Origin of the sequence: Micromonospora reichwaldensis (genome assembly GCF_031845925.1) — a bacterium.
GTDB lineage: Bacteria > Actinomycetota > Actinomycetes > Mycobacteriales > Micromonosporaceae > Micromonospora > Micromonospora reichwaldensis.
The window spans coordinates 1-22,079 of the sequence record NZ_JAVRFL010000005.1 but is presented as its reverse complement, the minus strand read 5'-3'; the positions used below and the strand labels follow the sequence as shown (position 1 = coordinate 22,079).

Here is a 22,079-nt window from a genome sequence, read left to right as displayed (position 1 = left end):
CGCGGGCCGGGCGGCGCCGGGCCGGACCTACGATCGGGCGGTGCAGAAGGTACGCCTCCGCCGGCTTCCGGTGACGTCACCGCCGATCCCGGACGGTGGCGGTCGGATCCAGTCGCCGGCCGGCGAGCTGGCCCAGATCGTCAACGGCGGCACCTACCGCTTCCTGGCGTACCTGGAGTTCCGGCCGGACGCCGCCCGGCCGCGCGGCAACCACTACCACGCCCACAAGACGGAGACGCTGTACGTGATCAGCGGGCGGCTCCGGGCGGTGTTCCGCGACCTGGACTCCGGCGAGCGGACCGAACTGACGATCGAGGCGGGTGACGCGGTCACGGTGGAGCCGCGCTGCGCCCACGTCTACTTCGCCCTGGCGCACTCCCAGGCCGTCGAGTTGGCGGACACGCCGTACGACCCGGGCGACACCCACCCCTGCGACGTCGTCGGCGGCGGCTGAACGGGAGCCGTCGACCGCCTACGATCTCGCCATGATCACCCCGCCCCTCCCGCCCGACGTGCTCGCCCGCTACCCCGGCCTGGAGAAGCTGGGGCGCACGGCGACCCGCCTGCACCCGCGCCCCGGGGCGGTCACGGCCGCCGGGAGCCACGTCGGCGGGCTGCTGCTCTGGCCGGCCGACGAGCCCTGGCCCACCTGCGAGGCGCCGCACATGGTGCACGAGGAGGTGCCGGTCCCGGCCGAGCTGGTGGAGCGGATGCGGGCGGCGGAGCGTAGGCGCACACAGTCGCACGTCCTGGCCGAGGGTGAGGTCGAGCTGCACCGGGAGATCGCCACAGTGGTCGGCCCGGGCTTCACCGGCTGGGGCTCGCGCGACGGCGGCCCGGTCGTCGGCCACCGGTACGTGCCACGACCGCACCCCGCGCCGAACCCGATGGTCCCACTGGCGCAACTGCGCGCGCAGGACGTCCCCGACCTGCCGCGCCCCGGCGGGGCGGACCTGTTGCAGGTGCTGTGGTGCCCGTTCGAGCACGCCGAGGGCCCGTGGGGGCCGACGGTGGAGCTGCGCTGGCGGCGGGAGGCGGACCTGACCGATCTCCTCGGCCAGCCGCCGCGCGGCGAGATCGGGAACGACGAGTACGTGCCCCGGCCGTGCCGGCTGCACCCGGAGCAGGTCGTCGAGTACCCGTACCCGCAGGAACTGCCGGAGGCGCTGCGGACGCTGGTCGACGAGGAGGGCGAGTACGACGACGACAACTACGTGAACACCGTCATGGCGCCCGGCTGGAAGGTCGGCGGCTACGCCGACTGGAGCCTCACCGACCTGCGCCCGACGCCGTGCCCCCGCTGCGCCGGCCCCACCACGCTGGCCCTCGTGGTCGCCTCCTCCGAGCGAGGCACCGGCCGGTGGCAGCCGACGCGGCCGGACGGCGAGCCCGACCACGACCCGTACGAGCCGACCGGGGTCGTCGTCGGCCGGCACGGCGCGCTGCGCATCTTCGTCTGCCTGACCTGCCCGGACACCCCGTTCCTGCTGGACCAGCAGTGACCGCCGCCGCCACCGACCCGCCACCGACCTGCTCCGCTCCGACCTGCTCCGCCGCCCGCCGCCCGCCGCCCGCCGCCCGCCGCCCGCCGCCCGCCGCCCGACGACGTTGCCCGACCGCCCCGCTAGCCCGCAGCCGCCGGGACGAGTGGAACGCCACGGGTGTCAACCAGGCGTTTTGACGCACGTGGTGTTCCACTCGCCGTGTAGCTGGACGCGCGGTCGCGCGTCGGGGGCGGGTCAGGCGGTGGGGCGGGTCAGTTCGACCTGGTCGCCGGCCAGCACCTCCGTGGTGCCCTCCGGGTGGCGAACCTCCAGCACCGGCACGCCCTCGTCGAGTTGCATGCTCCGCCGCTCCTCGCCCGTGGGCATCCGCGTACTCGCCGGAGGTCAACACTGATGAGAGCCGCGCGGGAGCGTTTCGTCATCCACCTGCCGGTCGTCACGAGGGACCTGCTCTCCGCCGTACGCCTGGCGCGGGTCGTGGCGCGGTGGGCGAGCGTGCTCGCGCAGACCGACCCCGGCGAGACCACGGTCTCCGCCGAGGACGCGCAGCACCTGCGGCACCGGGTCTTCTGTGACACGCTGCTGCCTGAGGGCCGGCGCTGCCTGCTGCGGGCCGACCACGACGGTCCGTGCACCCGCCGCCCCGCGAGATTCTGAGATCGCCGGTCGCACGTCGTCCGGAACCGGGTCCCCCGTTCGTCACCCTGGTGAGTACCCGACATCGAGGAGCGACATGAAATACCTGATGTTCGTCTGTACCGACAGCGAGCCGGACACCGACCGGGCCGACTGGCCGGACATCGAGGCGTGGGTGGCGGAGAACGACGCCCGGGGGCGGCGGCTGACGGGCGACGCGCTCGCGGAGACGACGGCGGCCACCACGGTCCGCGTCCGCAACGGGGAGTTGCTGGTCTCCGACGGTCCGTTCGCCGAGACGAAGGAGGTCATCGTGGGCTTCGACCTGCTGGAGTGCGCCGACCTGGACGAGGCGATCGAGGTGGCGCGTGCCCACCCGATGGCCCGCGAGGGCCGGCTCGAACTACGCCCGATCGTCAGCCTGGGTGGCTGACGGCCCCACCGACCGGCTCGCGGTGGCCGAGGCCGTCGCCACCGCGAGCACCGGGTCGTACGCCCGGATCGTCGCGACGCTGATCCGGGTGACCGGCGACTGGACCCTGGCCGAGGACTGCGCCCAGGAGGCCTCGGCGCTCGCGCTGGCCCGGTGGCCGGTGGAGGGCGTGCCCGCCAACCCGGGCGGCTGGCTGATGACGGTGGCCCGCAACCGCGCGATCGACGTGCTCCGGCGCTCCTCGGTCGAGCGGCGCAAGCTGCGTGAGCTGGCCGTCCTCACGCTGACCGGAGCGGAGCCCGAGCCGGGAAAGGCGGGGGAGGGGGAGATCGTGGACGACCGGCTGCGGCTCGTCTTCACCTGCTGCCACCCGGCCCTGGCGCTGGAGGCGCGGGTCGCCCTGACGCTGCGTACGGTCTGCGGGGTGCCGACCGCCGACATCGCGCGGGCCTTCCTGGTCACCGAGTCGACCATGACCCGGCGGCTCACCCGGGCCAAGGCGAAGATCGCCGCCGCCGGCATCCCGTACCGGGTGCCGACCGGACCGATGCTCGCCGAGCGGCTCCCCGGCGTCCTCGCCGTGCTGTACCTGCTCTTCACCCGGGGCTACGACGCCGACGGCGAGCCCGCCTTCGCCGACGAGGCGATCCGCCTGGCCCGGCTGCTCGACCGGCTGATGCCGGGCCAGCCCGAGGTGGCCGCCCTGCTGGCCCTCTTCCTCCTCCAGCACTCCCGGCGCGACGCCCGCCGCGACCGCGACGGCAACCTGCTCACCCTCGACCGGCAGGACCGCGCCCGCTGGGACCACGCCGCGATCGCCGAGGGCGTCGGCATCCTCGCGCGGGTCCCGGCGGACGGCCCGTACGCCCTCCAGGCCCGGATCGCCGCCTGCCACGCCACCGCCGCGTCCGCCGAGGCCACCGACTGGGTCGCGATCGCCGAGGCGTACGACCGGCTCGCCGGGTGGCAGCCGTCGCCGGTGGTCGAGCTGAACCGCGCCGTCGCGCACGGTTACGCGTACGGGCCGGCGGCGGGGCTGGCGCTGCTGGCCGCCGCCCGGGCCGGCGGGGCGCTGGACGGCTACCCGCTCGCCGTCGCCGCCGAGGCGGAGCTGACCGCCCGGCAGGGCGACCGCGAGCGGGCCGCCGCGCTGTTCCGGCGGGCCGCCGACGCCCACCGCGGGGCGGAGCGCCGCGCCCTGCTGGAGCGCGCCGACCAGCTCAGCTGATGTGGTGCAGGATCACGTTGTGCACGTGGTGGCTCTTGTCGGCGCCCCGGAACTCCACCTCGTAGGTGTGCGTGCCGACGTGGATCGCGATGGCCCCGGTGGAGAAGAACGAGCCGCCCCACGACTTGTTGCTGACCACGCTGACGCTGGTGATCTTCGAGTACGGGATGCTGGTGATGGCGTACCGCTTGCCGACGAAGGAGCGGTCCTGGATGATGACGCGCCGATCGGTCAGGCCGATGAAGCCGGTGCCGGTGCCGACGGCGTCGTAGACGGCGATGATCTGTTCTCCGTGGAGCAGGCCGCTCTGGATCTGCTGGAACTGCTCCTTGCGGTCGTACGTCGCGTTCGCCATGCCCCCACGGTAGGCCGCGCGCGCCAATCGAAGATCACTGCCGGCGCTGCGCCCGTCAGGTCGTGTTCGCGTCGGTCGCGGCCCGCACGAACTCGTGGACCCGGGCCGTGCCGTTGCTCTCCCGCCAGACCAGGCCCCGCCGGATCGGTGGCGCGTCACGGATCGGCACGTACGCCACGTCGGGGCGCGGGTAGTAGCGGCGCGTGTGCTCGCCCACCGGCAGCACCCCCCGCCCCATCGCGACCAGCGTCAGCATTTCCGAGAACGTGTTGCCCGCCGGCCCCTTCGGCACCGGCCGGCCCGACGGGGTCTGCTCGGGGGTGCGGTCGCGTTTGAACTCCGCCGAGGTCACGGCCGGGTACTGCACCACCGGGTGGTCGCCGAGCGTCTCCAGGGAGACCGACGCCTCCCGGCTCAACGGGTGCCCGGCGGCCACCGCGAGCAACCGCCGCTCCTGAAGCAGCGCCGGCCCACAGGCCATCCCGTCGAAGGGGTACGCGGCCATCAGGACGTCGACGGATCCGTCGAGCAGGCTCTGCCGGGAGTTGAAGAGCTGCACCTCCCGCACCTCGACCTGGCAGTCGGGGTGGCGCTGCGAGAACAGGGCGACGGCCTTGAGCAGCGTCGGGGCGGTCCACTCGCCGAGGAAGGCGACCCGCAGCCGCCCGGTCACGCCCCGTCCCGCGTCGACGGCCCGGCGTACGGCGTCGTCGATGCCGACGACCAGCGGCGCCAGGTCCTCGGCGAGCTGCCGCCCGATCGGGGTGAGCTGGACGACCCGGCTGGTGCGGGTGAAGAGCGGGGCGCCGACGCGGCGTTCCAGCTTCTTGACCACCTGGCTGACCCGCCCGGTGGTCACCCGCAGGCGCTCCGCCGTCCGGCCGAAGTGCAACTCCTCGGCGAGGGTCAGGAAGGTCTCCAGCTCGTGTCGTTCCAGCACGTTCCGCCCCATCGTTGAATCCGGCTCAACGATGGTAGTGCGATCGTGTCTTGGTCGACGCCGCCAGCCGGCGGATCGTGAGGGGCATGGAAACGACGACAGTCACCGACTACCTGGCCGATCTCGACGCCCCACTGCGGGAGACCGGCGAGAAGCTGCGCACCCTGGTACGGGTCACGGGCTTCGACCACCTGGTGCTCAACGTGACCGACGTGGAGCGCGCGCTGGACTTCTACTGCGGGCTGCTCGGCCTGGCCCCGGTGCGGGTCGACCAGTGGCGGGCCGGCGCGGTCCCGTTCCCCTCGGTACGGGTCGACGCGGGGACCATCATCGACCTCGTCCGCAGGGACCGGGGCGAATCCAACGTCGACCACTTCTGTCTGGTGGTGGAGCCGCTGGACTGGGCGGAGGTCGTCGCGTCGGGTGCCTTCACCGTGGTCGAGGGGCCGGTGGGCCGGTTCGGCGCGCGGGGCAGCGCCACGTCGCTCTACGTGCGGGATCCGGACGGCAACTCCGTCGAGCTGCGCTGGTACCCCCAGGACGCCGCCTGAGCGGCCGACGGTCCGGGCCGGGGCTCCGGGCGGAACGGGGTCAGGGCTGGGTGACGGCGCGGTAGGCGTCCTCGATGCGGGCGGCCAGCAGGACCTCCCCCTCGGTCAGCGGCGCGTTGCCGTGCCCCACCCGGATCCGGGTCTGGTCGGCCCGGCGGCTGATCTCCGGACGCAGGTGCAGCGCGTCGGCGACCACCTTCACCCGCTCGGTGAGGGCGGCGTGCTGCGAGTCGTCGATGGCGAGGGTGCGTCGGATCTGCTCACCCTCGCGGATCCAGCCGGGGAGCAGGGTGAGAGCGTCGTCGAGGTAGTCGTGCTTGGATCGACTGCTGAACAGCGCGCGCATCACCGCACCTCCCAGGCGCCGTTGCCGGCTTGTGGCCAAATCGTCGCCGTCCCGTGTCTTGTCGGTGCCTTCTAGTCTGTCCTCGCATGCTGGGTGTGTCCACGCCCACACTTCCGGGTTCTCCTGCCCTGACGGTCGGCCACGCTACCCAAACCGCCGATTGATCTGGCACGCTGGACGCCCGTGCGGACCGAACGGGCGAATGGCGGCGGGCAGGCCGAGAGACGGGACCTCAGGGTGATCGTCGGGGCGGCGATCATCAGGGACGGCCGGGTGCTCGCCTGCGCCCGCTCCGCCCCGCCCGAGGTGGCGGGCATGTGGGAGTTCCCCGGCGGCAAGGTGGAGCCGGGCGAGAGCGAGACCGCCGCGCTCGCCCGCGAGTGCGCCGAGGAACTGGCCGTACGCGTGGAGATCGGCGACCGGGTGGGCCGCAACGTCCGGATGGCCCACGGCCGCTCGGTGCTCAAGGTGTACGCGGCCCGCCTGCTGCACGACGACCAGCCGCAGGCCCTCGAACACTCGGCGCTGCGCTGGCTCTCCGCTGACGAGTTGGACAGCGTCACCTGGCTCCCGGCCGACGCACCCATCGTCGCGGCCCTCCGGCCCATCCTGGCCGCCTGAGCGGAAGCGGACATCCGAGCCGAAAGAGGACGGGGGCCGGCGGCATCAGCCGCGGCCCCCGTCGTCGTCAGCGCATGTCAGTGCTTGTCCTGCTCCGGGTGGGCGAAGTTCAGGTGCTCCGGCGGCAGCGGGAAGGTCACGTCGTCGCCGAACGGCGATGGCGCCGCCGCCCGGTCGAACGTGAGCTCCGTCAGTGGCAGCCTGCCGTGGTCGTCGACGGCGGGCGCGGTCGGCCTCGGCACCTCGCGGTCCCAGTTGACGCCGCGCTGCGCCTGCACCTCGGCCCGCGGGTCGTGTGAGCCGCCCGCGTGCGAGTGCACGCCCCCGTGGGCCGCGCTGCCGCGCACCGCGCCGCTGGCGTGTTCGCTGGTCACGATGGTCTGAGGCACCTGACCCCTCCGGAAGATCTTGCTACCAAGCCACACGAGGGGATCGTACCTGCGGTCGACGACCCGTTCCTTCATGGGGATGATCCCGTTGTCGGTGATCTTGATGTGCTCGGGGCAGACCTCGGTGCAGCACTTGGTGATGTTGCAGAATCCGAGGCCCTGCTCGGCCTGCGCGTACTCCTTGCGGTCGCTCTTCGCGTCCAGCGGGTGCATGTCCAGCTCGGCCGCCCGGATGAAGTACCGCGGCCCCGAGAACGCCTGCTTGTTCTCCTCGTGGTCCCGGATCACGTGGCAGACGTTCTGGCACAGGAAGCACTCGATGCACTTGCGGAACTCCTGCGAGCGCTCCACGTCGACCTGCTGCATCCGGTACTCGCCGGGCGCCAGGTCGGCCGGCGGTGCGAACGCCGGCGTCTCCCGCGCCTTCTCGTAGTTGAACGAGACGTCGGTGACCAGGTCCCGGATCACCGGGAAGGTGCGCAGCGGGGTGACCGTGACCGTCTCGTCCTCCGTGAAGGTGGACATCCGGGTCATGCAGCTCAGCCGCGGCTTGCCGTTGATCTCCATCGAGCAGGAGCCGCACTTGCCGGCCTTGCAGTTCCAGCGGCAGGCCAGGTCGGGGGCGTCGGTCGCCTGGAGCCGGTGGATGACGTCGAGGACGACCTCGCCCTCGTTGACCTCCACCATGTAGTCCTGGAGGTCGCCGCCGTTCTCGTCGCCGCGCCAGATGCGGAACTGGCGCTTCGCGCCCGGCTTCCCGGGCCCCTGGGGGTTCTGGTTACCCATGCGTCAGCGCTCCTTCTCGGTCTCGACGTCGGCGACCTGGGCGTCGAACTCCGCGAGTTCCTCGTCCGTGAGGTACTTGGCCAGCTCCGCGCGGTCGAAGAGGCCGATCAGCTCCGGGCGCATCCTCGGCAGCGGCTTGCGCTCCAGGCGCACCGTGTCGCCGTCGAGGGAGCAGACCAGGTTGACCCGACGCCACGCCGGATCCATCGCCGGGTGGTCCTCCCGGGTGTGCCCGCCGCGCGACTCCCGCCGCTCCAGCGCCGCCTTCGCGGTGCACTCCGAGACCACCAGCATGTTGCGCAGGTCGAGCGCCAGGTGCCAGCCCGGGTTGTAGCGCCGGCCGCCGCTCGCGCTGACCTTCGCCACCCGCTCCCGCAGCTCCGCCAGCCTGCCCAGCGCGTCGACCAGCTCGCCCTCGCGCCGGATGATGCCGACCAGGTCGCCCATCACCGCCTGGAGGTCCTGCTGGAGGGTGTACGGGCTCTCGCCGGTGTCCCGCTGCAACGGGGCCAGGGCCGTCTCCACCGCGGCCTCCACGGCGGCGACGCCCACCTTCGGGCGCGCGGGGAGGCTGTCGGCGTACGTGGCGGCGTGGCCGCCCGCGCGCTTGCCGAACACCAGCAGGTCGGACAGGGAGTTGCCGCCGAGCCGGTTGGAGCCGTGCATGCCGCCGGACACCTCGCCCGCGGCGAAGAGCCCCCGCACGTGGCCGAACGCGGCCCCGCTGTCCGGGTCGACCTCGACGCCGCCCATCACGTAGTGACAGGTGGGCCCGACCTCCATCGGCTCCTTCGTGATGTCGACGTCGGCCAGCTCCTTGAACTGGTGGTACATCGACGGCAGGCGGCGACGGATCTCCTCCGCCGGCTTGCGGGAGGCGATGTCCAGGTAGACGCCGCCGGCCGGCGTGCCCCGCCCGGCCTTGACCTCGCTGTTGATCGCCCGGGCCACCTCGTCACGCGGCAGCAGCTCCGGCGGGCGCCGGTTGTTGTCCGGGTCGGTGTACCAGCGGTCCGCCTCCTCCTCGGTCTCCGCGTACTGCTTGCGGAAGACGTCGGGGACGTAGTCGAACATGAACCGCTTGCCGTCGGAGTTCTTCAGCACGCCGCCGTCGCCGCGCACCGACTCGGTGACCAGGATGCCCTTCACCGAGGGCGGCCAGACCATGCCGGTCGGGTGGAACTGGAGGAACTCCATGTTGATCAGCGTCGCGCCGGCCCGCAGCGCGAGCGCGTGCCCGTCACCCGTGTACTCCCAGGAGTTCGAGGTGACCTTGTAGGAGCGGCCGACGCCGCCGGTCGCCAGCACCACCGCGGGCGCCTCGAAGAGGACGAACTCGCCGGACTCCCGGTAGTAGCCGAACGCGCCGGCGACCCGGTCGCCGTCGAGCAGCAGCTCGGTGATCGTGGTCTCGGAGAAGACCTTGATCCGGGCGTCGTACGAGCCGTGGTCGCGCTTGTCCTCCTGCTGGAGCGACACGATCTTCTGCTGGAGGGTGCGGATCAGCTCCAGGCCGGTCCGGTCGCCGACGTGCGCCAGGCGGGGGTACTCGTGGCCACCGAAGTTGCGCTGCGAGATCTTCCCGTCCTTGGTGCGGTCGAAGAGCGCACCGTACGTCTCCAGCTCCCAGATCCGCTGCGGCGACTCCTTCGCGTGCAGCTCGGCCATCCGGAAGTTGTTGAGGAACTTGCCGCCGCGCATCGTGTCGCGGAAGTGCACCTGCCAGTTGTCCCGGCTGTTCACGTTCCCCATCGCGGCGGCGGCGCCGCCCTCGGCCATCACCGTGTGCGCCTTGCCGAAGAGCGACTTGGAGATGATCGCGGTCTTCTTGCCGGCGAGGCGGGCCTCGATCGCCGCGCGCAGGCCGGCGCCACCGGCCCCGATCACGACGACGTCGTAGTGGTGTCGTTCGATTCGCGTTGTGTTGGTCATGTCAGGGGCCCTCTAGTTGATGAACCGCAGGTCGTTGAACCAGCCGGCCGCGACCGCCATGACGTAGAAGTCCGTCAGGGCCAGCGTGCCGAGGGTGATCCAGGCGAGCTGCATGTGCCGGACGTTCAGGGCGGAGACGAAGGTCCAGGCCCGGTAACGCACCGGGTGCTTGGAGAAGTGCTTGAGCCGCCCGCCGATGATGTGCCGGCACGAGTGGCAGGAGATCGTGTACGCCCACAACATCACCACGTTGACGAGCAGGACGATGTTGCCCAGCCCGAACCCGAAGCCCTTGGGGGAGTGGAAGGCCAGGACCGCGTCCCAGGTGTTGATCAGCGAGATGATCGCGGCGGCGTAGAAGAAGTAGCGGTGCAGGTTCTGGCCCAGCAGCGGGAACCGGGTCTCGCCGCCGTAGGACTTGTGCCCGTCGGGGACCGCGCAGGCGGGCGGCGACAGCCAGAACGACCGGTAGTAGGCCTTGCGGTAGTAGTAGCAGGTGAGCCGGAACAGCAGCAGGAACGGCAGCGTCAGCGCCGCGTCCGGGATGATCCACCAGCCGGGCAGGAACCGTCCGAAGTGGGAGGCGCCCTCCACGCACCGCTCGGTCACGCAGGGTGAGTAGAACGGGGTCAGGTAGTGGTAGTCCTCGACCCAGTAGAAGTCGTGCATGAAGACCCGGACCGTCGCGTACGCCACCCACGCGCTGAGCCCGATCACGGTGATCAGCGGGGCGAGCCACCAGCGGTCGGTTCGCAACGTCTTCGCCGCGATGGCGGCGCGCGCCCGCGCTCCCCGCGGCCTCGTTGCCGTTGATGTCATTAGAGTCGTCTCCCTGACAGGACCCTCACGGGCGGATCAAGTTCCGGTCGGCAACGCGGACCGGCAGACCCGCACCCGCTTGCCACGTCATGCGCACACCAACGACCGCGCCGGCGATACGGCGCAGCTAAGTGACACACGTTACGCCGATCTTCGCGGGCCGTCCGCGCAAGGCAGTGTCCCGTGTGTCCCGGCCGGTGGAAAGCCCCGCACGGTGATCGATGTCCGGATGTTAAGAACCTCACCCGGCGCCTGTCCGGCGTACCGGAGCGGCTCACCCGAAAAGCGTCCCGCGGCGGCGGCCCGTCAGGCGAGCAGCTCCGCCGGCCGGATCGTGGCCCGGACCGGCTCGGTCAGCTCCAGCGTCTCGCCGGCCTTGGTCACCGACCGCTCGACGTAGTGGGCGCCCTGCCGCTGGTAGACGTGCACGCTCAGCGTCTCCTGCTCCACCAGGAGATACCACTCGATGCCGGCCGCCGCGTAGTAGTGCATCTTGAGCACCTTGTCGGTGGCCGCGTTGCCCGGCGAGATGATTTCACAGACCAGCCTCACGTCGGCCGCCTCGATCCAGGGATCGTCGAGGTCGATCGGGGCCGTGACGACGAGGTCCGGGATGGGGATGCGCCCCGGCCGGAGCCGGACGTTCACCGCTTCCAGGACGCGGAGGCCGGCTTCCCGCGTCGGTCCTCGCAAGGCGGCCCGCAGCTCACCGGAGATGTTCTGGTGGCGGGGCGTGGGGGCTGGGGTCACGTGAAGGCTCCCGTCGAAGAGTTCGACACGCTGCTGCGTCTCGTCGAGGGCGAGGTACTCCTCTTCACTCCACGGGCCGTCGTGGCCGAACACCGCCGCGGTCATCGTCACCTCCACCTCGTGCCGGGGGACATCCTTGCGGGACTGCCGCGCCCATCGTCGCACCCGCTGTCCGGGGGCGTGAGGTCAACGCCGGTGAATGCCGAGGTGAGGACTGTTCACGCCCGTTGCAGAGTCGTTACGCTGTGGCCCGCTGACAGCTCCGGTTATGTAGCTTATTTTCACCCTCAGTGCTTTCCTGTAAGTTCTCTTCGTCGCTGAGGGAGGCGGTCGTGGACAGGCCGGAGTCGGCGCCGTCCGGGAAACCGGACCGCCCCAACGTGCCGGAGCAGCGCTCCGGCCAGGACCCCTACCTGCGGGTGAGCGACCTGCGGGTCCGGTTCGACACCGAGGACGGCGTGGTACGCGCCGTCGACGGGGTGTCGTTCGAGGTGGCGCGGGGACGCACCCTCGGCATCGTCGGTGAGTCCGGCTCGGGCAAGAGCGTCACCTCGCTGGCCATCCTCGGGCTGCACGGCGCCAAGCGGACCAGCATCACCGGGGAGATCTCCGTCGGCGGCCGCCAGCTCGTCGGCCTGCCGGACGAGGAGGTACGCCGGCTGCGCGGCCGGGACATGGCGATGATCTTCCAGGATCCGCTGTCCGCGCTGCACCCGTACTACACGGTGGGCCGGCAGATCGCCGAGGCGTACCGGGTGCACCACCCGAAGTCCGGCAGGCGCGAGGCCCGCCAGCGCGCGGTGGACATGCTGGGCCGGGTCGGCATCCCGCAGCCGGCCCGCCGCTTCGACCAGTACCCGCACGAGTTCTCCGGGGGCATGCGGCAGCGGGCGATGATCGCCATGGCGCTGGTCAACGACCCGGACCTGCTGATCGCCGACGAGCCGACCACCGCCCTGGACGTGACGGTGCAGGCGCAGATCCTCGACCTGCTGGCCGACCTCCAGGCCGAGTTCCACTCCGCGATCATCCTGATCACCCACGACCTGGGCGTGGTCAGCCAGGTCGCGGACGAGGTGCTGGTCATGTACGGCGGGCGGGCCGTCGAGCACGGCAGCGTCGAGCAGGTGCTCCGCCGGCCGCAGCACCCGTACACCTGGGGTCTGCTCTCCAGCGTGCCCTCGCTGCGCGGCGACGCGGACGCGGACCTGGTGCCGATCAAGGGCAACCCGCCGAGCCTGATCAACCTGCCGTCCGGCTGCGCCTTCCACCCGCGCTGCCGCTACGCCGACCGCAACGGCGACCGGTCCCGCACCGAGGTCCCGGAGCTGCGCCCGGCGGGCGCGCCCGGCCACCTGGTGGCGTGCCACCTCTCCGCCGACGACCGGACCCGGCTGTACGCGGAGGACATCGCCCAGGTGGGAGTGGCCCGATGACCAGTGCCCAGGCAGACACGGCGCCGGTGCGACCGGCCGGGACCGGTGAGCCGCTGCTGCGGGTGCGCGGGCTGGCCAAGCACTTCCCGGTGCGCAACGGGCTGCGGCGCACCGGCCTGGTCCGGGCCGTGGACGGGCTGGACTTCGACGTGCGCCCGGGCGAGACGCTCGGCCTGGTGGGCGAGTCCGGCTGCGGCAAGACGACCACCGGGCGGATGCTGGTGCGCCTGCTGGAGCCCACGGCGGGCAGCATCGAGTTCGCGGGGCGGGACATCACCCACGCGGGCCGCCGCGAGCTGCGGGCGCTGCGGCAGGACCTCCAGATCATCTTCCAGGACCCGTACGCGTCGCTGAACCCCCGGCACACCGTGGGTCGGATCGTGGCGATGCCGTTGCAGGTCAACGGGATCACTCCGCCGGGCGGGGTGAAGAAGCGGGTCCAGGAGCTGCTGGAACTGGTCGGGTTGAACCCGGAGCACTACAACCGCTACCCGCACGAGTTCTCGGGCGGCCAGCGGCAGCGCATCGGCATCGCCCGCGCGCTCGCCCTGCAACCCAAGCTGATCGTCGCCGACGAGCCGGTCTCCGCCCTGGACGTGTCGATCCAGGCGCAGGTGGTCAACCTGCTGCGCGACCTGCAACGCGACCTCGGTCTGGCGTTCGTCTTCATCGCCCACGACCTGGCCGTGGTGCGGCACTTCTGTCAGCGGGTCGCCGTCATGTACCTCGGCAAGGTCGTCGAGATCGGCGACCGGGACGACATCTACGAACGCCCGCAGCATCCGTACACCCGGGCCCTGCTCTCGGCCATCCCCGACGTCACCCAGCTCGGCGCGGCGGGCCGGATCCGGCTCTCCGGGGACGTCCCGACGCCGCTGGACCCGCCGTCGGGTTGCCGCTTCCGCACCCGGTGCTGGAAGGCGCAGGAGCGGTGCGCCACCGAGGAGCCGGCGCTGGTGCCGCGCGACGGCGGCGACCAGTCCACCGCCTGCCACTTTCCGGAGACGGGGCCGGTCGGCGCCACCACGGGACCGGCCGGCGACGACGCGCGGTCGGCGGACCCCGGGACGGCCGGGGTCGGCACGACCGCCGAGGAGGTGGCGAAGTGAGCTTGTCCCCGGTCGAGGGCACGGCGCTGGCCGAGATCGAATCCGGCGGCGACGCCGGCGAGGGGAAGACGCTGGTCGGCCGCTCGCCGGGCCAGCTCGTCCGCAGCCGGCTGCGCAGCGACCGTACGGCCCTGGTGAGCGGCGTGGTGCTGGTCTTCTTCGTGCTGCTGGCGGTGGGTGCGCCCCTGGTCCAGCGGCTCTACGGGGTGACGCCGAACGAGCAGTTCGGCGAGCTGCTGGACAGCACCGGGATGCCGCTGGGATACGTCGGCGGGATCAGCGGCGACCACTGGTTCGGTCTGGAGCCCGGCCTGGGCCGGGACATCTTCATGCGGATGATCTACGGCATCCGCACCTCGCTGCTGATCGCGCTCGGCGCGGCCCTGATCACCACGACGATCGGCGTGGTCCTCGGGATCCTCGCCGGCTACCTCGGCGGGGTGGTGGACGCGGTGATCAGCTGGATCACCGACGTGGCGCTGGCGATGCCGTTCCTGATCTTCGCGCTGGCCGTGGTGCCGACGTTCTCGCTGCGCTTCTACGGTCCGCGCGACGAGGTGCCGACCTGGTTCGCGGTCACCACGCTGATCGTGGTCTTCACCGCGTTCGGCTGGACCAGCACCGCGCGGCTGGTGCGCGGTCAGGTGGTGTCGCTGCGCGAACGCGAGTTCGTGGAGGCGGCCAAGGCCAGCGGCGCGGGGCTGGGGCACATGCTCTTCCGGCAGCTGCTGCCGAACATCTGGGCCCCGATCCTGGTGTCGTTCTCGCTGCTGGTGCCGTCGTACGTGACCAGCGAGGCGGCGCTGTCCTTCCTCGGCGTCGGGCTGCCCGAGTCGGTGCCCAGCTTCGGCCGGATGATCTACCGGAGCATCGACTACCTGCAGACCGACCCGGCCTACGTCTTCTTCCCCGGCATCACGATCTTCGCGCTCGTGCTGGCGTTCAACCTCTTCGGCGACGCGTTGCGTGACGCGCTCGACCCGAAGTCGTCACGGTAAGGGGTACTGCGCATGGTGCGCTTCCTGGTGAAGCGGGTGCTGCTGGCGATCTCGGTGCTGTTCGCGGTGAGTGTGGTCAGCTTCCTGCTGTTCTTCGCGCTGCCCGCCGACCCCGTGACCGGCATGTGCCCGAAGAACTGCAACGCCGAGCGTCTGGAGCGGGTGCGGACGGAGTTGGGGCTCAACGAGCCCAAGGTGCAGCAGTACGCCGACTACATGAAGGGCATCTTCGTCGGCCGCGACCTGGGCAGCGCGCAGGGCGGCGAGTGCGCGGCGCCCTGCCTCGGCTACTCGTACGTCAACAGCGAGGCGGTCACCGACACCTTCGCCCGGGTGCTGCCGGTGACGTTGAGCATCGTCCTGCCCGCGGCGGTGCTGTGGCTCGCCATCGGGGTCGGGCTCGGCATGCTCTCGGCCCTGCGGCGCGGCTCGCTGCTGGACCGGATCTCGATCGGCCTCACCCTGACCTTCGCCTCGCTCCAGCTCTACTTCGTCGGCGCGGTCCTGTTGCTGATCTTCGTCTACACCCTGCGGATCCTGCCCACACCGCGGTACACGTCGCTGTTCGAGAATCCCGTGGAGTGGGCGCGGGGGCTGGTGCTGGCCTGGGTCACCCTGGCGCTGCTCTTCTCCGCGATCTACGCCCGGCTGTCCCGCGCCCAGATGCTGGAGACGCTCTCCGAGGACTACGTCCGTACCGCCCGGGCCAAGGGCATGCCGAAGCGGCAGGTGTACGGCAAGCACGCGCTGCGGGCGGCGATCACGCCGATCGTCACCATCGCCGGTCTCGACGTGGGCACGGCGCTCGGCGGCACGGTGATCACCGAGACCACCTTCGGCATCCAGGGGCTGGGGCGTACGGCGGTGGAGGCGGTCAGCCAGGGGGACCTGCCGACCATCATGGGGACGGTGCTGATCGCCGCCCTGTTCGTGGTCGTCGCCAACATGCTCGTCGACCTGCTCTACGCGTTCATCGACCCCCGGGTGCGCCTCGGCTGACCCGAGGCGTGCCGGGTGCCGATCGTTGTAGCCCCGTTATCTGCTCGAAATTTACCGTCATTGAAGGCTAGGCGAAGCTTTCCTTCATCGGCGATCCGGAGGAGTGAGTATGCGAGCAAGACGCGTCACCGCCCTGGGCGGTGCGATCGCACTGATGGTTTCCCTCGGTGCGTGCAGCGAGAACACCGGTGACGACACCGGCGGGGTGGACACCACCAAGCCGCGCACCGGTGCCATCGCGACCGACCCCAAGGACTCTCTCGGCCCGGCGCCGGAGGTGCCCGGCGCGGCCAAGGGCGGCACGTTCTACATCCTGCGGGAGAACAAGATCTCCCACATGGACCCCCAGCGGATCTACTCGTTCGCCGGCCTGATGGGAAGCCAGCTCTACGCCCGCTTCCTCACCACGTTCAAGGACGACGGCAAGGGCAACGTCACCCTGGTCGGCGACCTGGCCGAGACCCCCGGCACCAACGTCAACAACGACTGCAAGGTCTGGGAGTTCAAGGTCAAGCAGGGGGTGAAGTTCGAGGACGGCCGGCCGATCACCAGCAAGGAGATCGCGTACGGCATCGCCCGGTCCTTCGACCCGGACCTCACCGGTGGCCCGACCTACCTCCAGGAGTGGCTGGTCGACAGCCCGCAGTACGACACCAAGTGGGACTTCAAGGCCAACAAGACCTCGCTGCCGCCGGGGCTGACCACGCCCGACGAGAAGACCCTGCGCTTCGAGTTCAACAAGCCCCGCTGTGACCTGCCGTTCGCCGTCTCGCTGCCGGCCACCGCGCCGCTGCCGGCCGACAAGGACACCGGCGTCAACCTGGACAACCAGCCGTTCTCCTCGGGCCCGTACAAGTTCACCAAGCACACCCCGGGCGTCGAGATCGTGCTCGAGCGCAACGAGCACTGGGACCCGGCCACCGACGCCGTGCGCCACCAGTACCCGGACAAGTTCGTCTGGTCGCTGGGCGCGGACCAGGCCGCCCAGACCAACCGGGTGCTCGCCGGCACCGGCAACGACGCCGCGGCGGTCGCCACCGGCGGTGTCCCGTCGGAGCTGCTCGCCAAGGTCACCGGCGACCCCAAGCTCAAGGAGCGGATGATCGTCGCGGCCACGCCGAACGCGTACCGCCTGAGCATCAACACCGCCCGGGTCACCGACCTGTCGGTGCGGCAGGCGATCAACCACGCGATCGACCGCACCAGCATCACCAAGAACCTCGGCGGCCCCTACGGCGCCGTGCCGATGACCACGCTGCTGCCGCCCACCACGCTCGGCTACAAGCAGTTCGACGCGTACCCGGCCGGCGACGGCGGCAACCCGGAGAAGGCCAAGGAACTGCTCGCCGGCAAGACGCAGAACCTGGTGCTGCTCACCTCCGACGTGACCAGCTCCCAGGAGCGGGCCACCCAGATCAAGAACGCGCTGGAGAAGGCCGGCTTCACCGTCACGATCAAGACGATCCCCGAGGACGGCTACCTCGACACGGTGAAGAAGAAGGACAACCCGTACGACCTCTGGGTCGACTCGTGGGCGGCCGACTGGCCCAGCGGCGCGTCGATCCTGCCGGTGCTCTTCGACGGCCGTGGCATCAAGGCCGAGGGCAACAGCAACACCTCGCAGCTCAACAACGAGGCGCTCAACGCGGAGTTCGACCGCATCCTCGCGCTCGACCCGGCCAAGCAGGCCGACGAGTGGAGCAAGATCGACGAGCGGCTGATGAAGGAGACGGCGCCGGCGGTGCCGCTCTACGTCGAGGTGGTCTCCATCGCGCACGGCGAGAAGGCCGGCGGCATCTTCATCGGCAGCATCTTCGGCTGGCCGAGCTTCGTGGACGCGTACGTCAAGCAGTGACAACGCCCGTGACGCGCTGACACCTCCGCGGTGACACGCACGGACCGACCCCCGGTCGACAACGACGTCGGCCGGGGGTCGCCGTGTCGGTGGGCCGCCCGCGACTGCTCGGCGGCGCCACCGCCCGGCCGACCCGCGACTGCCCGGCGGGCCCGCCACCCGGGCGGCCCACGGCGGCGGGGACGGCCGCGCCGGGGCGCGGCTAGAGGTGCCGGCGGACGAAGTCGAGTTCCAGCCTGAGCAGGCGTTCGGCGATGCCGCCGGCGGCCATGTGGGTGGCCCCGGTCAGCGGGAGCACGGAGTGCGGCCGGCCGGTCGCCAGCAGCGCCGCCGACAGCCGCAGCGTGTGCGCGGCCACCACGTTGTCGTCGACCAGGCCGTGCACCAGCAGCAGCGGCCGGGCCGCCTCCCCGGCCGGCACGGGCTCGCCGGCCAGCTCCACCAGCGAGTGGTGCGCGTAGATGTCCGTGCCGTCGTCCGGCAGGCCCAGGTAGCGCTCCGTGTAGGCCGTGTCGTACAGCGCCCAGTCGGTGACCGGCGCCCCGACGATGCCGCACCGGAACAGCTCCGGGTGCCGCAGCACCGCCAGCCCGGCCAGCCAGCCGCCGAACGACCAGCCGCGCACCGCCACCCGCTCCAGGTCCAGGTCCGGGTGCTTGCCGGCCAGCGCGGTGAGCGCGTCCACCTGGTCGAGCAGGACGACGTCGGCCACCCGCCGGTGGATCGCCTTCTCGAAGGAGGGGGCCACCCCCGGCGTACCCCGGTTGTCGATGGTGACGACCGCGAAGCCGGCGTCGGCCCACCACTGCCGCTCCAGCCACGCCGCGCGGGCCGCGAGCACCTCCTGGTGCCCCGGCCCGCCGTAGACGTCCAGCAGCACCGGCAGCCGCCGGCCGGTGACGTGGTTGTCCGGGTAGAGCACGGCCGTCGGCAGCCGCCGGTCGGTGACCCGCTCCAGCAGCGGCAGCGGCGCGTACGGCGGGGTGGCGGCGAGCGAGCGCAGCACGGCCACCTCCTGCTCGCCCCGCCGCACCGTCCACCGGACGCCCGCGTGGTCGAGCGAGGCGCACCCCACCACCAGCACGTCCCCGCCCACGGCGGCGGTGTGCCAGCCCGGGTCGGTGGTGATCCGGCGGGCGTCCACGCCGCCGCCGATGGTGGTGCGCACCCGGAACAGGTGCCGTTCGCTCGGCTCGCCGTCGCTCGCCTCCACCAGCAGGTCGGCCGGGCCGCTGCCGCCGGGCAGCCGCCCCACCACCCGCCGCACGTAGAGCGAGGGCGGGGTGAGCAGGGTGCCGTCGGCGAAGAGGCAGCGGGCGTCGTACCCGTCGTGGGCGAGTTCGCCGCCGACGAGCACCCGGCCGTCCGGCAGGTGCGCCGGGGTGCCCGGGATCGGCTCCACCCAGCGCGGGTCGGCCAGCTCGGCGTGCACCTGGGTCTCGCCGGTGCGCGGGTCCACGGCGAGCACCAGGCCGTGCTGCTGGGACCGGCGCAGCACGGTGATCAGCGGGCCCCCGTCGGCCCAGTGCACGGCCGTCAGGTACGGGTAGGTCTCCCGGTCCCAGTGCACGTCGACCCAGCCGTCGTCGAGATCCAGCAGGTGCAGGCTGACCTCGGCGTTCGCGGTGCCCGCCCGGGGGTACGCGACGGTGGTCGGCGGGCTCGCCGGGTCGGCCGGGTCGTGCAGGTGCCAGCGCTCCACGCGGGACTCGTCCACCCGGGCGGCCAGCACCGCACGACCGTCCGGCGCCCACCAGTAGCCGCGGTAGCGGTGGAACTCCTCGGCCGCGATGTGCTCGGCCAGCCCCCAGGTCACCCCGGAGTCCTCGCCGGCCAGCAGGGTGTCCGTGCCGTCGTGCTCGACCACCCGCAGCTGCCCCCGCCGGACCCCCTCGGCGGCGTCGGTGACGTACGCCAGGCGCTGCCCCGTGGGATCGGGCCGGGGGTCGAGCACCGGGCCGACGGTGGCCACCTCGACCACGTCGCCATGCACCAGGTCGGCCCGGAACAGCCGCCCGGCCAGCGCGAAGACCGCCACCCGGCCGGCGCCGTCCAGCGTGTAGGAGCCGATGCCGGAGGCGCTCAGCCGCAGCCGCTCGCGCAGGGCGCGCTCGCCCGGGCTCAGCGCGTCGGCGTCCGCGTCGGCCCCGAGCAGCGCCGCCGGGTCGGCGACGAGCCGCTCCTCGCCGGTCGCCACGTCGAGCTGCCAGAGCGCGTCGGCCGGGTCCTCCGGGCCGGCCGAGCGCAGGAAGACCACCCGGGAGCCGTCGTCGGCCACGGTGACCGCCCGCGGCGATCCGCGGCTGAACCGGCGGGTGCGGGCGGCCAGCTCCGGAAAGTCCACAGTCCAGATCGTAGAGCGGGGACCGGGGGTGATGTGGCCGACCTGCGCGGACGCGTCGGGGCCGGCGGAGGAGAACCGCCGGATAGAGTGACCGGCGTGACGACGCTGCCTGACCGCCGCCTCCTGCTGGTCCACGCGCACCCCGACGACGAGTCCATCGGCACCGGCTCGACGATGGCGCACTACGCCGCCGCCGGAGCTCACGTCACCCTGGTGACCTGCACCCTCGGCGAGGAGGGCGAGATCCACGTGCCGGCGCTCGCCCAGCTCGCCGCGGCCGAGGCCGACCAGCTCGGCGGCTGGCGGATCGCCGAGCTGAACGCCGCCTGCGCCGCGCTCGGCGTCACCGACCACCGTTTCCTCGGCGGCGCCGGCCGTTACCGTGACTCCGGCATGATGGGCCTCGCCACCAACGAGCACCCCCGCGCCTTCTGGCAGGCCGACCTCGACGAGGCCGCCGGGCACCTGGTGGAGATCATGCGGGAGGTACGCCCGCAGGTCATGGTCACGTACGACGACAACGGCTTCTACGGGCACCCGGACCACATCCAGGCGCACCGGGTGGCGATGCGCGCGTACGAGCTGGCCGACGCGGAGGGCTTCGCCCCGGCGAAGGTCTACTGGACGGCGATGCCGCTCAGCGTGCTGGAGGCCGGCCTGACGCACTTCGCCGAGTCGGCGGACAACCCCTTCGCAGGCATCCAGGACATCTCGGAGCTGCCCTTCGGCACCCCGGACGCGCAGATCGCCGCCCGGATCGACGCCACGGACCAGCACGCCGCCAAGGAGGCGGCGATGCGCGCGCACGCCACCCAGATCCCCGACGCCTCCTGGCTCTACTCGATCGCCGGCAACTTCGGCAGCGAGTTCATGGGCGTGGAGTACTACACCCTCGCGGTGGGCGGGCGGGGGCCGGGCAGCGGCCCGTACGGCTGGGAGGACGACCTCTTCGCCGGGCTGGACGTCGCCGACGGTCCGGACCGGTCCCCGGTCACGGCGGCCGGTAACCGGTGACCCTGCCCGTCGCGTCGATGTCGACCGCCCCGCAGGAGACCGCCCCGCCACCGTCCGGGCGGTCCCGGTGGCTGCTCGACCTCGCCCTGCGGGTGGCCGGCGGGCTGGTCGCCGTCCTCGCCGGGACGCTCACCGCGGTGCTGGAGCTGCTGCTGGCCACGGTCCGGGTCGGCGGGCACCTGATTGGCGTCTCGGTGCTCGTCGCCATCGGCGCGAACATCGCGCTCAGCTGGTTCGCGCACGAGGCCGTCGGTCGCCGGTGGGCGGTGGCGCTGCCCGCGACGCCCTGGTTCGTCCTGATGTCGGTGGCGGCGGTCCGCACCGCGGAGGGGGACCTGCTCGTCACCGGCGACAACTGGGTCGGCCTGGCGATGATCGTGGCCGGCGCGATGACCTTCGCGGTGATGGGTTTCCGGCAGATCCTGGCACCGCCACCGGTCCGGTCGGGGGACTGACGGCGCACAGGTTCCGGTGGTAGACATTCCTGCCAGGAGGCCCGCCGCTCCGGCGGGCGGTACGGCGGGAGGCGTGCGATGAGTGAGCGGTGGCGCGCGATCGGGGTTCTCGCGGTCGCGTTGTTCGCGGTCAACGTGGTCGCCCGGCTGGTCACCCGGTTCGGCTTCGACGGCGACGACACGGCCGCCGCCGACCGGGTGTCGCTGGGGATGTTCGTGGTGATCGGGCTGGTCCTGGCGGCGGTCGCCTTCGTGTGGGGCAGGCGTCGGCCCGTCTCGGCCTGGGGCGCGGACCTGGCCGCCGCGGTCGGGATCGCGCTGCTGCTGACGGTGCTGGTCGGGCCGCTGCTGGTCGGCGACAACCCGTTCGGCGGGGGCGCGGGCACCTTCTTCGCCCAGATCTGGCTCTACCTCGCGGCGGCCGGCGTGGGTGTCCTGCTCGGCTACCTGCTCCTCACGGCGCTGGGCCTGGACCACCGCTCGCAGTCCCTGAAGCGCTACGCGGAACTGAGGGCCACCAAGCCCCGCCGAGTAGTCCGCCGCTGACCAACCCCCACCAACCCCCACCCACCCCACCC

General features: G+C 72.1%; 23 protein-coding genes. 15 read left to right on the top strand and 8 right to left on the bottom strand.

Annotation, left to right across the window (positions count from 1 at the left end; genetic code table 11):
* Positions 1 to 40: 40 nt before the first annotated feature.
* From RM555_RS05305 to RM555_RS05285, 5 genes are all read left to right on the top strand, one after another.
* Positions 41 to 454 (top strand): cupin domain-containing protein, encoded by a 414-nt coding sequence (locus RM555_RS05305; RefSeq protein WP_311410717.1) that lies wholly within the window; start codon positions 41 to 43, stop codon positions 452 to 454.
* A 31-nt stretch (positions 455 to 485) separates the two neighbouring features.
* Positions 486 to 1,502 carry a hypothetical protein gene (locus RM555_RS05300; RefSeq protein ID WP_311410716.1) on the top strand — a complete coding sequence of 339 codons (1,017 nt, stop codon included), beginning with the start codon at positions 486 to 488 and terminating at the stop codon, positions 1,500 to 1,502.
* A gap of 396 nt (positions 1,503 to 1,898) precedes the next feature.
* Positions 1,899 to 2,162 carry a hypothetical protein gene (locus RM555_RS05295; protein ID WP_311410715.1) on the top strand — a complete coding sequence of 88 codons (264 nt, stop codon included), beginning with the start codon at positions 1,899 to 1,901 and terminating at the stop codon, positions 2,160 to 2,162.
* A gap of 76 nt (positions 2,163 to 2,238) precedes the next feature.
* Positions 2,239 to 2,574 (top strand): YciI family protein, encoded by a 336-nt coding sequence (locus tag RM555_RS05290; RefSeq protein WP_132231031.1) that lies wholly within the window; start codon positions 2,239 to 2,241, stop codon positions 2,572 to 2,574.
* Entirely contained in the window at positions 2,567 to 3,802 is a 1,236-nt protein-coding gene (locus tag RM555_RS05285) for an RNA polymerase sigma factor (RefSeq protein ID WP_311410714.1), read from the top strand. The genes RM555_RS05290 and RM555_RS05285 overlap by 8 nt, the downstream gene beginning before the upstream one ends.
* On the opposite strand, the gene RM555_RS05280 is transcribed toward RM555_RS05285, so the two are convergent.
* Together RM555_RS05280 and RM555_RS05275 are read right to left on the bottom strand one after the other, a co-directional pair.
* A complete protein-coding gene (locus tag RM555_RS05280) occupies positions 3,795 to 4,157 on the bottom strand; it encodes a PH domain-containing protein (RefSeq protein WP_088998502.1) in 363 nt (120 codons plus the stop codon). The genes RM555_RS05285 and RM555_RS05280 overlap by 8 nt on opposite strands.
* Positions 4,158 to 4,212: 55 nt before the next feature.
* Positions 4,213 to 5,097 (bottom strand): LysR family transcriptional regulator, encoded by an 885-nt coding sequence (locus RM555_RS05275; RefSeq protein ID WP_311410865.1) that lies wholly within the window; start codon positions 5,095 to 5,097, stop codon positions 4,213 to 4,215.
* An 86-nt stretch (positions 5,098 to 5,183) separates the two neighbouring features.
* Here RM555_RS05275 and RM555_RS05270 point away from each other — a divergent pair, with 86 nt between their 5' ends.
* A complete protein-coding gene (locus tag RM555_RS05270; RefSeq protein WP_311410713.1) occupies positions 5,184 to 5,648 on the top strand; it encodes a VOC family protein in 465 nt (154 codons plus the stop codon).
* 40 nt (positions 5,649 to 5,688) lie between these two features.
* Here RM555_RS05270 and RM555_RS05265 read toward each other — a convergent pair whose 3' ends face one another.
* Entirely contained in the window at positions 5,689 to 5,994 is a 306-nt protein-coding gene (locus tag RM555_RS05265; RefSeq protein WP_311410712.1) for a 4a-hydroxytetrahydrobiopterin dehydratase, read from the bottom strand.
* Between the two features lie 183 nt (positions 5,995 to 6,177).
* Between RM555_RS05265 and RM555_RS05260 the strand changes: the two genes are divergently transcribed.
* The gene (locus RM555_RS05260) at positions 6,178 to 6,615 is read left to right on the top strand and encodes a (deoxy)nucleoside triphosphate pyrophosphohydrolase (RefSeq protein ID WP_132231036.1); all 438 of its coding nucleotides are present in this window, start codon (positions 6,178 to 6,180) and stop codon (positions 6,613 to 6,615) included.
* 77 nt (positions 6,616 to 6,692) lie between these two features.
* On the opposite strand, the gene RM555_RS05255 is transcribed toward RM555_RS05260, so the two are convergent.
* From RM555_RS05255 to RM555_RS05240, 4 genes are all read right to left on the bottom strand, one after another.
* Positions 6,693 to 7,790 (bottom strand): succinate dehydrogenase/fumarate reductase iron-sulfur subunit, encoded by a 1,098-nt coding sequence (locus RM555_RS05255; protein WP_151455027.1) that lies wholly within the window; start codon positions 7,788 to 7,790, stop codon positions 6,693 to 6,695.
* Positions 7,791 to 7,793: 3 nt separating this feature from the next.
* Positions 7,794 to 9,722, bottom strand: coding sequence for a fumarate reductase/succinate dehydrogenase flavoprotein subunit (locus RM555_RS05250; RefSeq protein WP_311410711.1), 1,929 nt, complete (start codon positions 9,720 to 9,722; stop codon positions 7,794 to 7,796).
* A gap of 12 nt (positions 9,723 to 9,734) precedes the next feature.
* Positions 9,735 to 10,541 (bottom strand): hypothetical protein, encoded by an 807-nt coding sequence (locus RM555_RS05245; protein ID WP_311410710.1) that lies wholly within the window; start codon positions 10,539 to 10,541, stop codon positions 9,735 to 9,737.
* 306 nt (positions 10,542 to 10,847) lie between these two features.
* Positions 10,848 to 11,396, bottom strand: coding sequence for a Uma2 family endonuclease (locus RM555_RS05240; RefSeq protein WP_311410709.1), 549 nt, complete (start codon positions 11,394 to 11,396; stop codon positions 10,848 to 10,850).
* A gap of 275 nt (positions 11,397 to 11,671) precedes the next feature.
* On the opposite strand from RM555_RS05240, the gene RM555_RS05235 reads away from it, so the two are divergent.
* The 5 genes from RM555_RS05235 to RM555_RS05215 all read left to right on the top strand — a co-directional run bounded on the left by RM555_RS05235 (position 11,672) and on the right by RM555_RS05215 (position 17,688).
* Positions 11,672 to 12,727: an ABC transporter ATP-binding protein gene (locus RM555_RS05235; RefSeq protein WP_311410864.1), complete on the top strand. Its 1,056-nt coding sequence runs from the start codon at positions 11,672 to 11,674 to the stop codon at positions 12,725 to 12,727.
* Positions 12,724 to 13,836 (top strand): ABC transporter ATP-binding protein, encoded by a 1,113-nt coding sequence (locus tag RM555_RS05230; protein ID WP_311410708.1) that lies wholly within the window; start codon positions 12,724 to 12,726, stop codon positions 13,834 to 13,836. The genes RM555_RS05235 and RM555_RS05230 overlap by 4 nt, the downstream gene beginning before the upstream one ends.
* A complete protein-coding gene (locus RM555_RS05225) occupies positions 13,833 to 14,834 on the top strand; it encodes an ABC transporter permease (RefSeq protein WP_151455021.1) in 1,002 nt (333 codons plus the stop codon). Before RM555_RS05230 ends, RM555_RS05225 begins: the two co-directional genes overlap by 4 nt.
* A 12-nt stretch (positions 14,835 to 14,846) precedes the next feature.
* On the top strand, positions 14,847 to 15,833 hold the full coding sequence (locus tag RM555_RS05220; protein ID WP_311410707.1) for an ABC transporter permease: 987 nt from the start codon (positions 14,847 to 14,849) through the stop codon (positions 15,831 to 15,833).
* Positions 15,834 to 15,942: 109 nt separating this feature from the next.
* Positions 15,943 to 17,688 (top strand): ABC transporter substrate-binding protein, encoded by a 1,746-nt coding sequence (locus RM555_RS05215; RefSeq protein WP_311410706.1) that lies wholly within the window; start codon positions 15,943 to 15,945, stop codon positions 17,686 to 17,688.
* A gap of 202 nt (positions 17,689 to 17,890) precedes the next feature.
* Here the strand turns inward: RM555_RS05215 and RM555_RS05210 are convergent, their stop codons facing one another.
* Positions 17,891 to 20,032, bottom strand: a complete 2,142-nt coding sequence (locus tag RM555_RS05210) for a S9 family peptidase (protein ID WP_311410705.1) — start codon at positions 20,030 to 20,032, stop codon at positions 17,891 to 17,893.
* Positions 20,033 to 20,119: 87 nt separating this feature from the next.
* Here RM555_RS05210 and mshB point away from each other — a divergent pair, with 87 nt between their 5' ends.
* The 3 genes from mshB (at position 20,120) to RM555_RS05195 (ending at position 22,047) form a co-directional block, all read left to right on the top strand.
* Positions 20,120 to 21,046: an N-acetyl-1-D-myo-inositol-2-amino-2-deoxy-alpha-D-glucopyranoside deacetylase gene (gene mshB, locus RM555_RS05205; protein WP_311410704.1), complete on the top strand. Its 927-nt coding sequence runs from the start codon at positions 20,120 to 20,122 to the stop codon at positions 21,044 to 21,046.
* A 17-nt stretch (positions 21,047 to 21,063) separates the two neighbouring features.
* Positions 21,064 to 21,501 carry a hypothetical protein gene (locus RM555_RS05200; RefSeq protein ID WP_311410863.1) on the top strand — a complete coding sequence of 146 codons (438 nt, stop codon included), beginning with the start codon at positions 21,064 to 21,066 and terminating at the stop codon, positions 21,499 to 21,501.
* Between the two features lie 78 nt (positions 21,502 to 21,579).
* Entirely contained in the window at positions 21,580 to 22,047 is a 468-nt protein-coding gene (locus RM555_RS05195; RefSeq protein ID WP_311410703.1) for a hypothetical protein, read from the top strand.
* Positions 22,048 to 22,079 lie beyond the last annotated feature (32 nt).

Excerpts from the sequence above, each read along its gene's own strand:
- RM555_RS05280 (WP_088998502.1), bottom strand. The coding sequence starts at position 4,157 with ATGGCGAACGCGACGTACGACCGCAAGGAGCAGTTCCAGCAGATCCAG.
- RM555_RS05195 (WP_311410703.1), top strand. The coding sequence starts at position 21,580 with ATGAGTGAGCGGTGGCGCGCGATCGGGGTTCTCGCGGTCGCGTTGTTC.
- RM555_RS05240 (WP_311410709.1), bottom strand. The coding sequence starts at position 11,396 with ATGACCGCGGCGGTGTTCGGCCACGACGGCCCGTGGAGTGAAGAGGAG.
- RM555_RS05200 (WP_311410863.1), top strand. The coding sequence starts at position 21,064 with ATGTCGACCGCCCCGCAGGAGACCGCCCCGCCACCGTCCGGGCGGTCC.
- RM555_RS05295 (WP_311410715.1), top strand. The coding sequence starts at position 1,899 with ATGAGAGCCGCGCGGGAGCGTTTCGTCATCCACCTGCCGGTCGTCACG.
- RM555_RS05215 (WP_311410706.1), top strand. The coding sequence starts at position 15,943 with ATGCGAGCAAGACGCGTCACCGCCCTGGGCGGTGCGATCGCACTGATG.
- RM555_RS05270 (WP_311410713.1), top strand. The coding sequence starts at position 5,184 with ATGGAAACGACGACAGTCACCGACTACCTGGCCGATCTCGACGCCCCA.
- RM555_RS05265 (WP_311410712.1), bottom strand. The coding sequence starts at position 5,994 with ATGCGCGCGCTGTTCAGCAGTCGATCCAAGCACGACTACCTCGACGAC.
- RM555_RS05245 (WP_311410710.1), bottom strand. The coding sequence starts at position 10,541 with ATGACATCAACGGCAACGAGGCCGCGGGGAGCGCGGGCGCGCGCCGCC.
- RM555_RS05250 (WP_311410711.1), bottom strand. The coding sequence starts at position 9,722 with ATGACCAACACAACGCGAATCGAACGACACCACTACGACGTCGTCGTG.
- RM555_RS05300 (WP_311410716.1), top strand. The coding sequence starts at position 486 with ATGATCACCCCGCCCCTCCCGCCCGACGTGCTCGCCCGCTACCCCGGC.
- RM555_RS05220 (WP_311410707.1), top strand. The coding sequence starts at position 14,847 with ATGGTGCGCTTCCTGGTGAAGCGGGTGCTGCTGGCGATCTCGGTGCTG.
- RM555_RS05290 (WP_132231031.1), top strand. The coding sequence starts at position 2,239 with ATGAAATACCTGATGTTCGTCTGTACCGACAGCGAGCCGGACACCGAC.
- RM555_RS05230 (WP_311410708.1), top strand. The coding sequence starts at position 12,724 with ATGACCAGTGCCCAGGCAGACACGGCGCCGGTGCGACCGGCCGGGACC.
- RM555_RS05255 (WP_151455027.1), bottom strand. The coding sequence starts at position 7,790 with ATGGGTAACCAGAACCCCCAGGGGCCCGGGAAGCCGGGCGCGAAGCGC.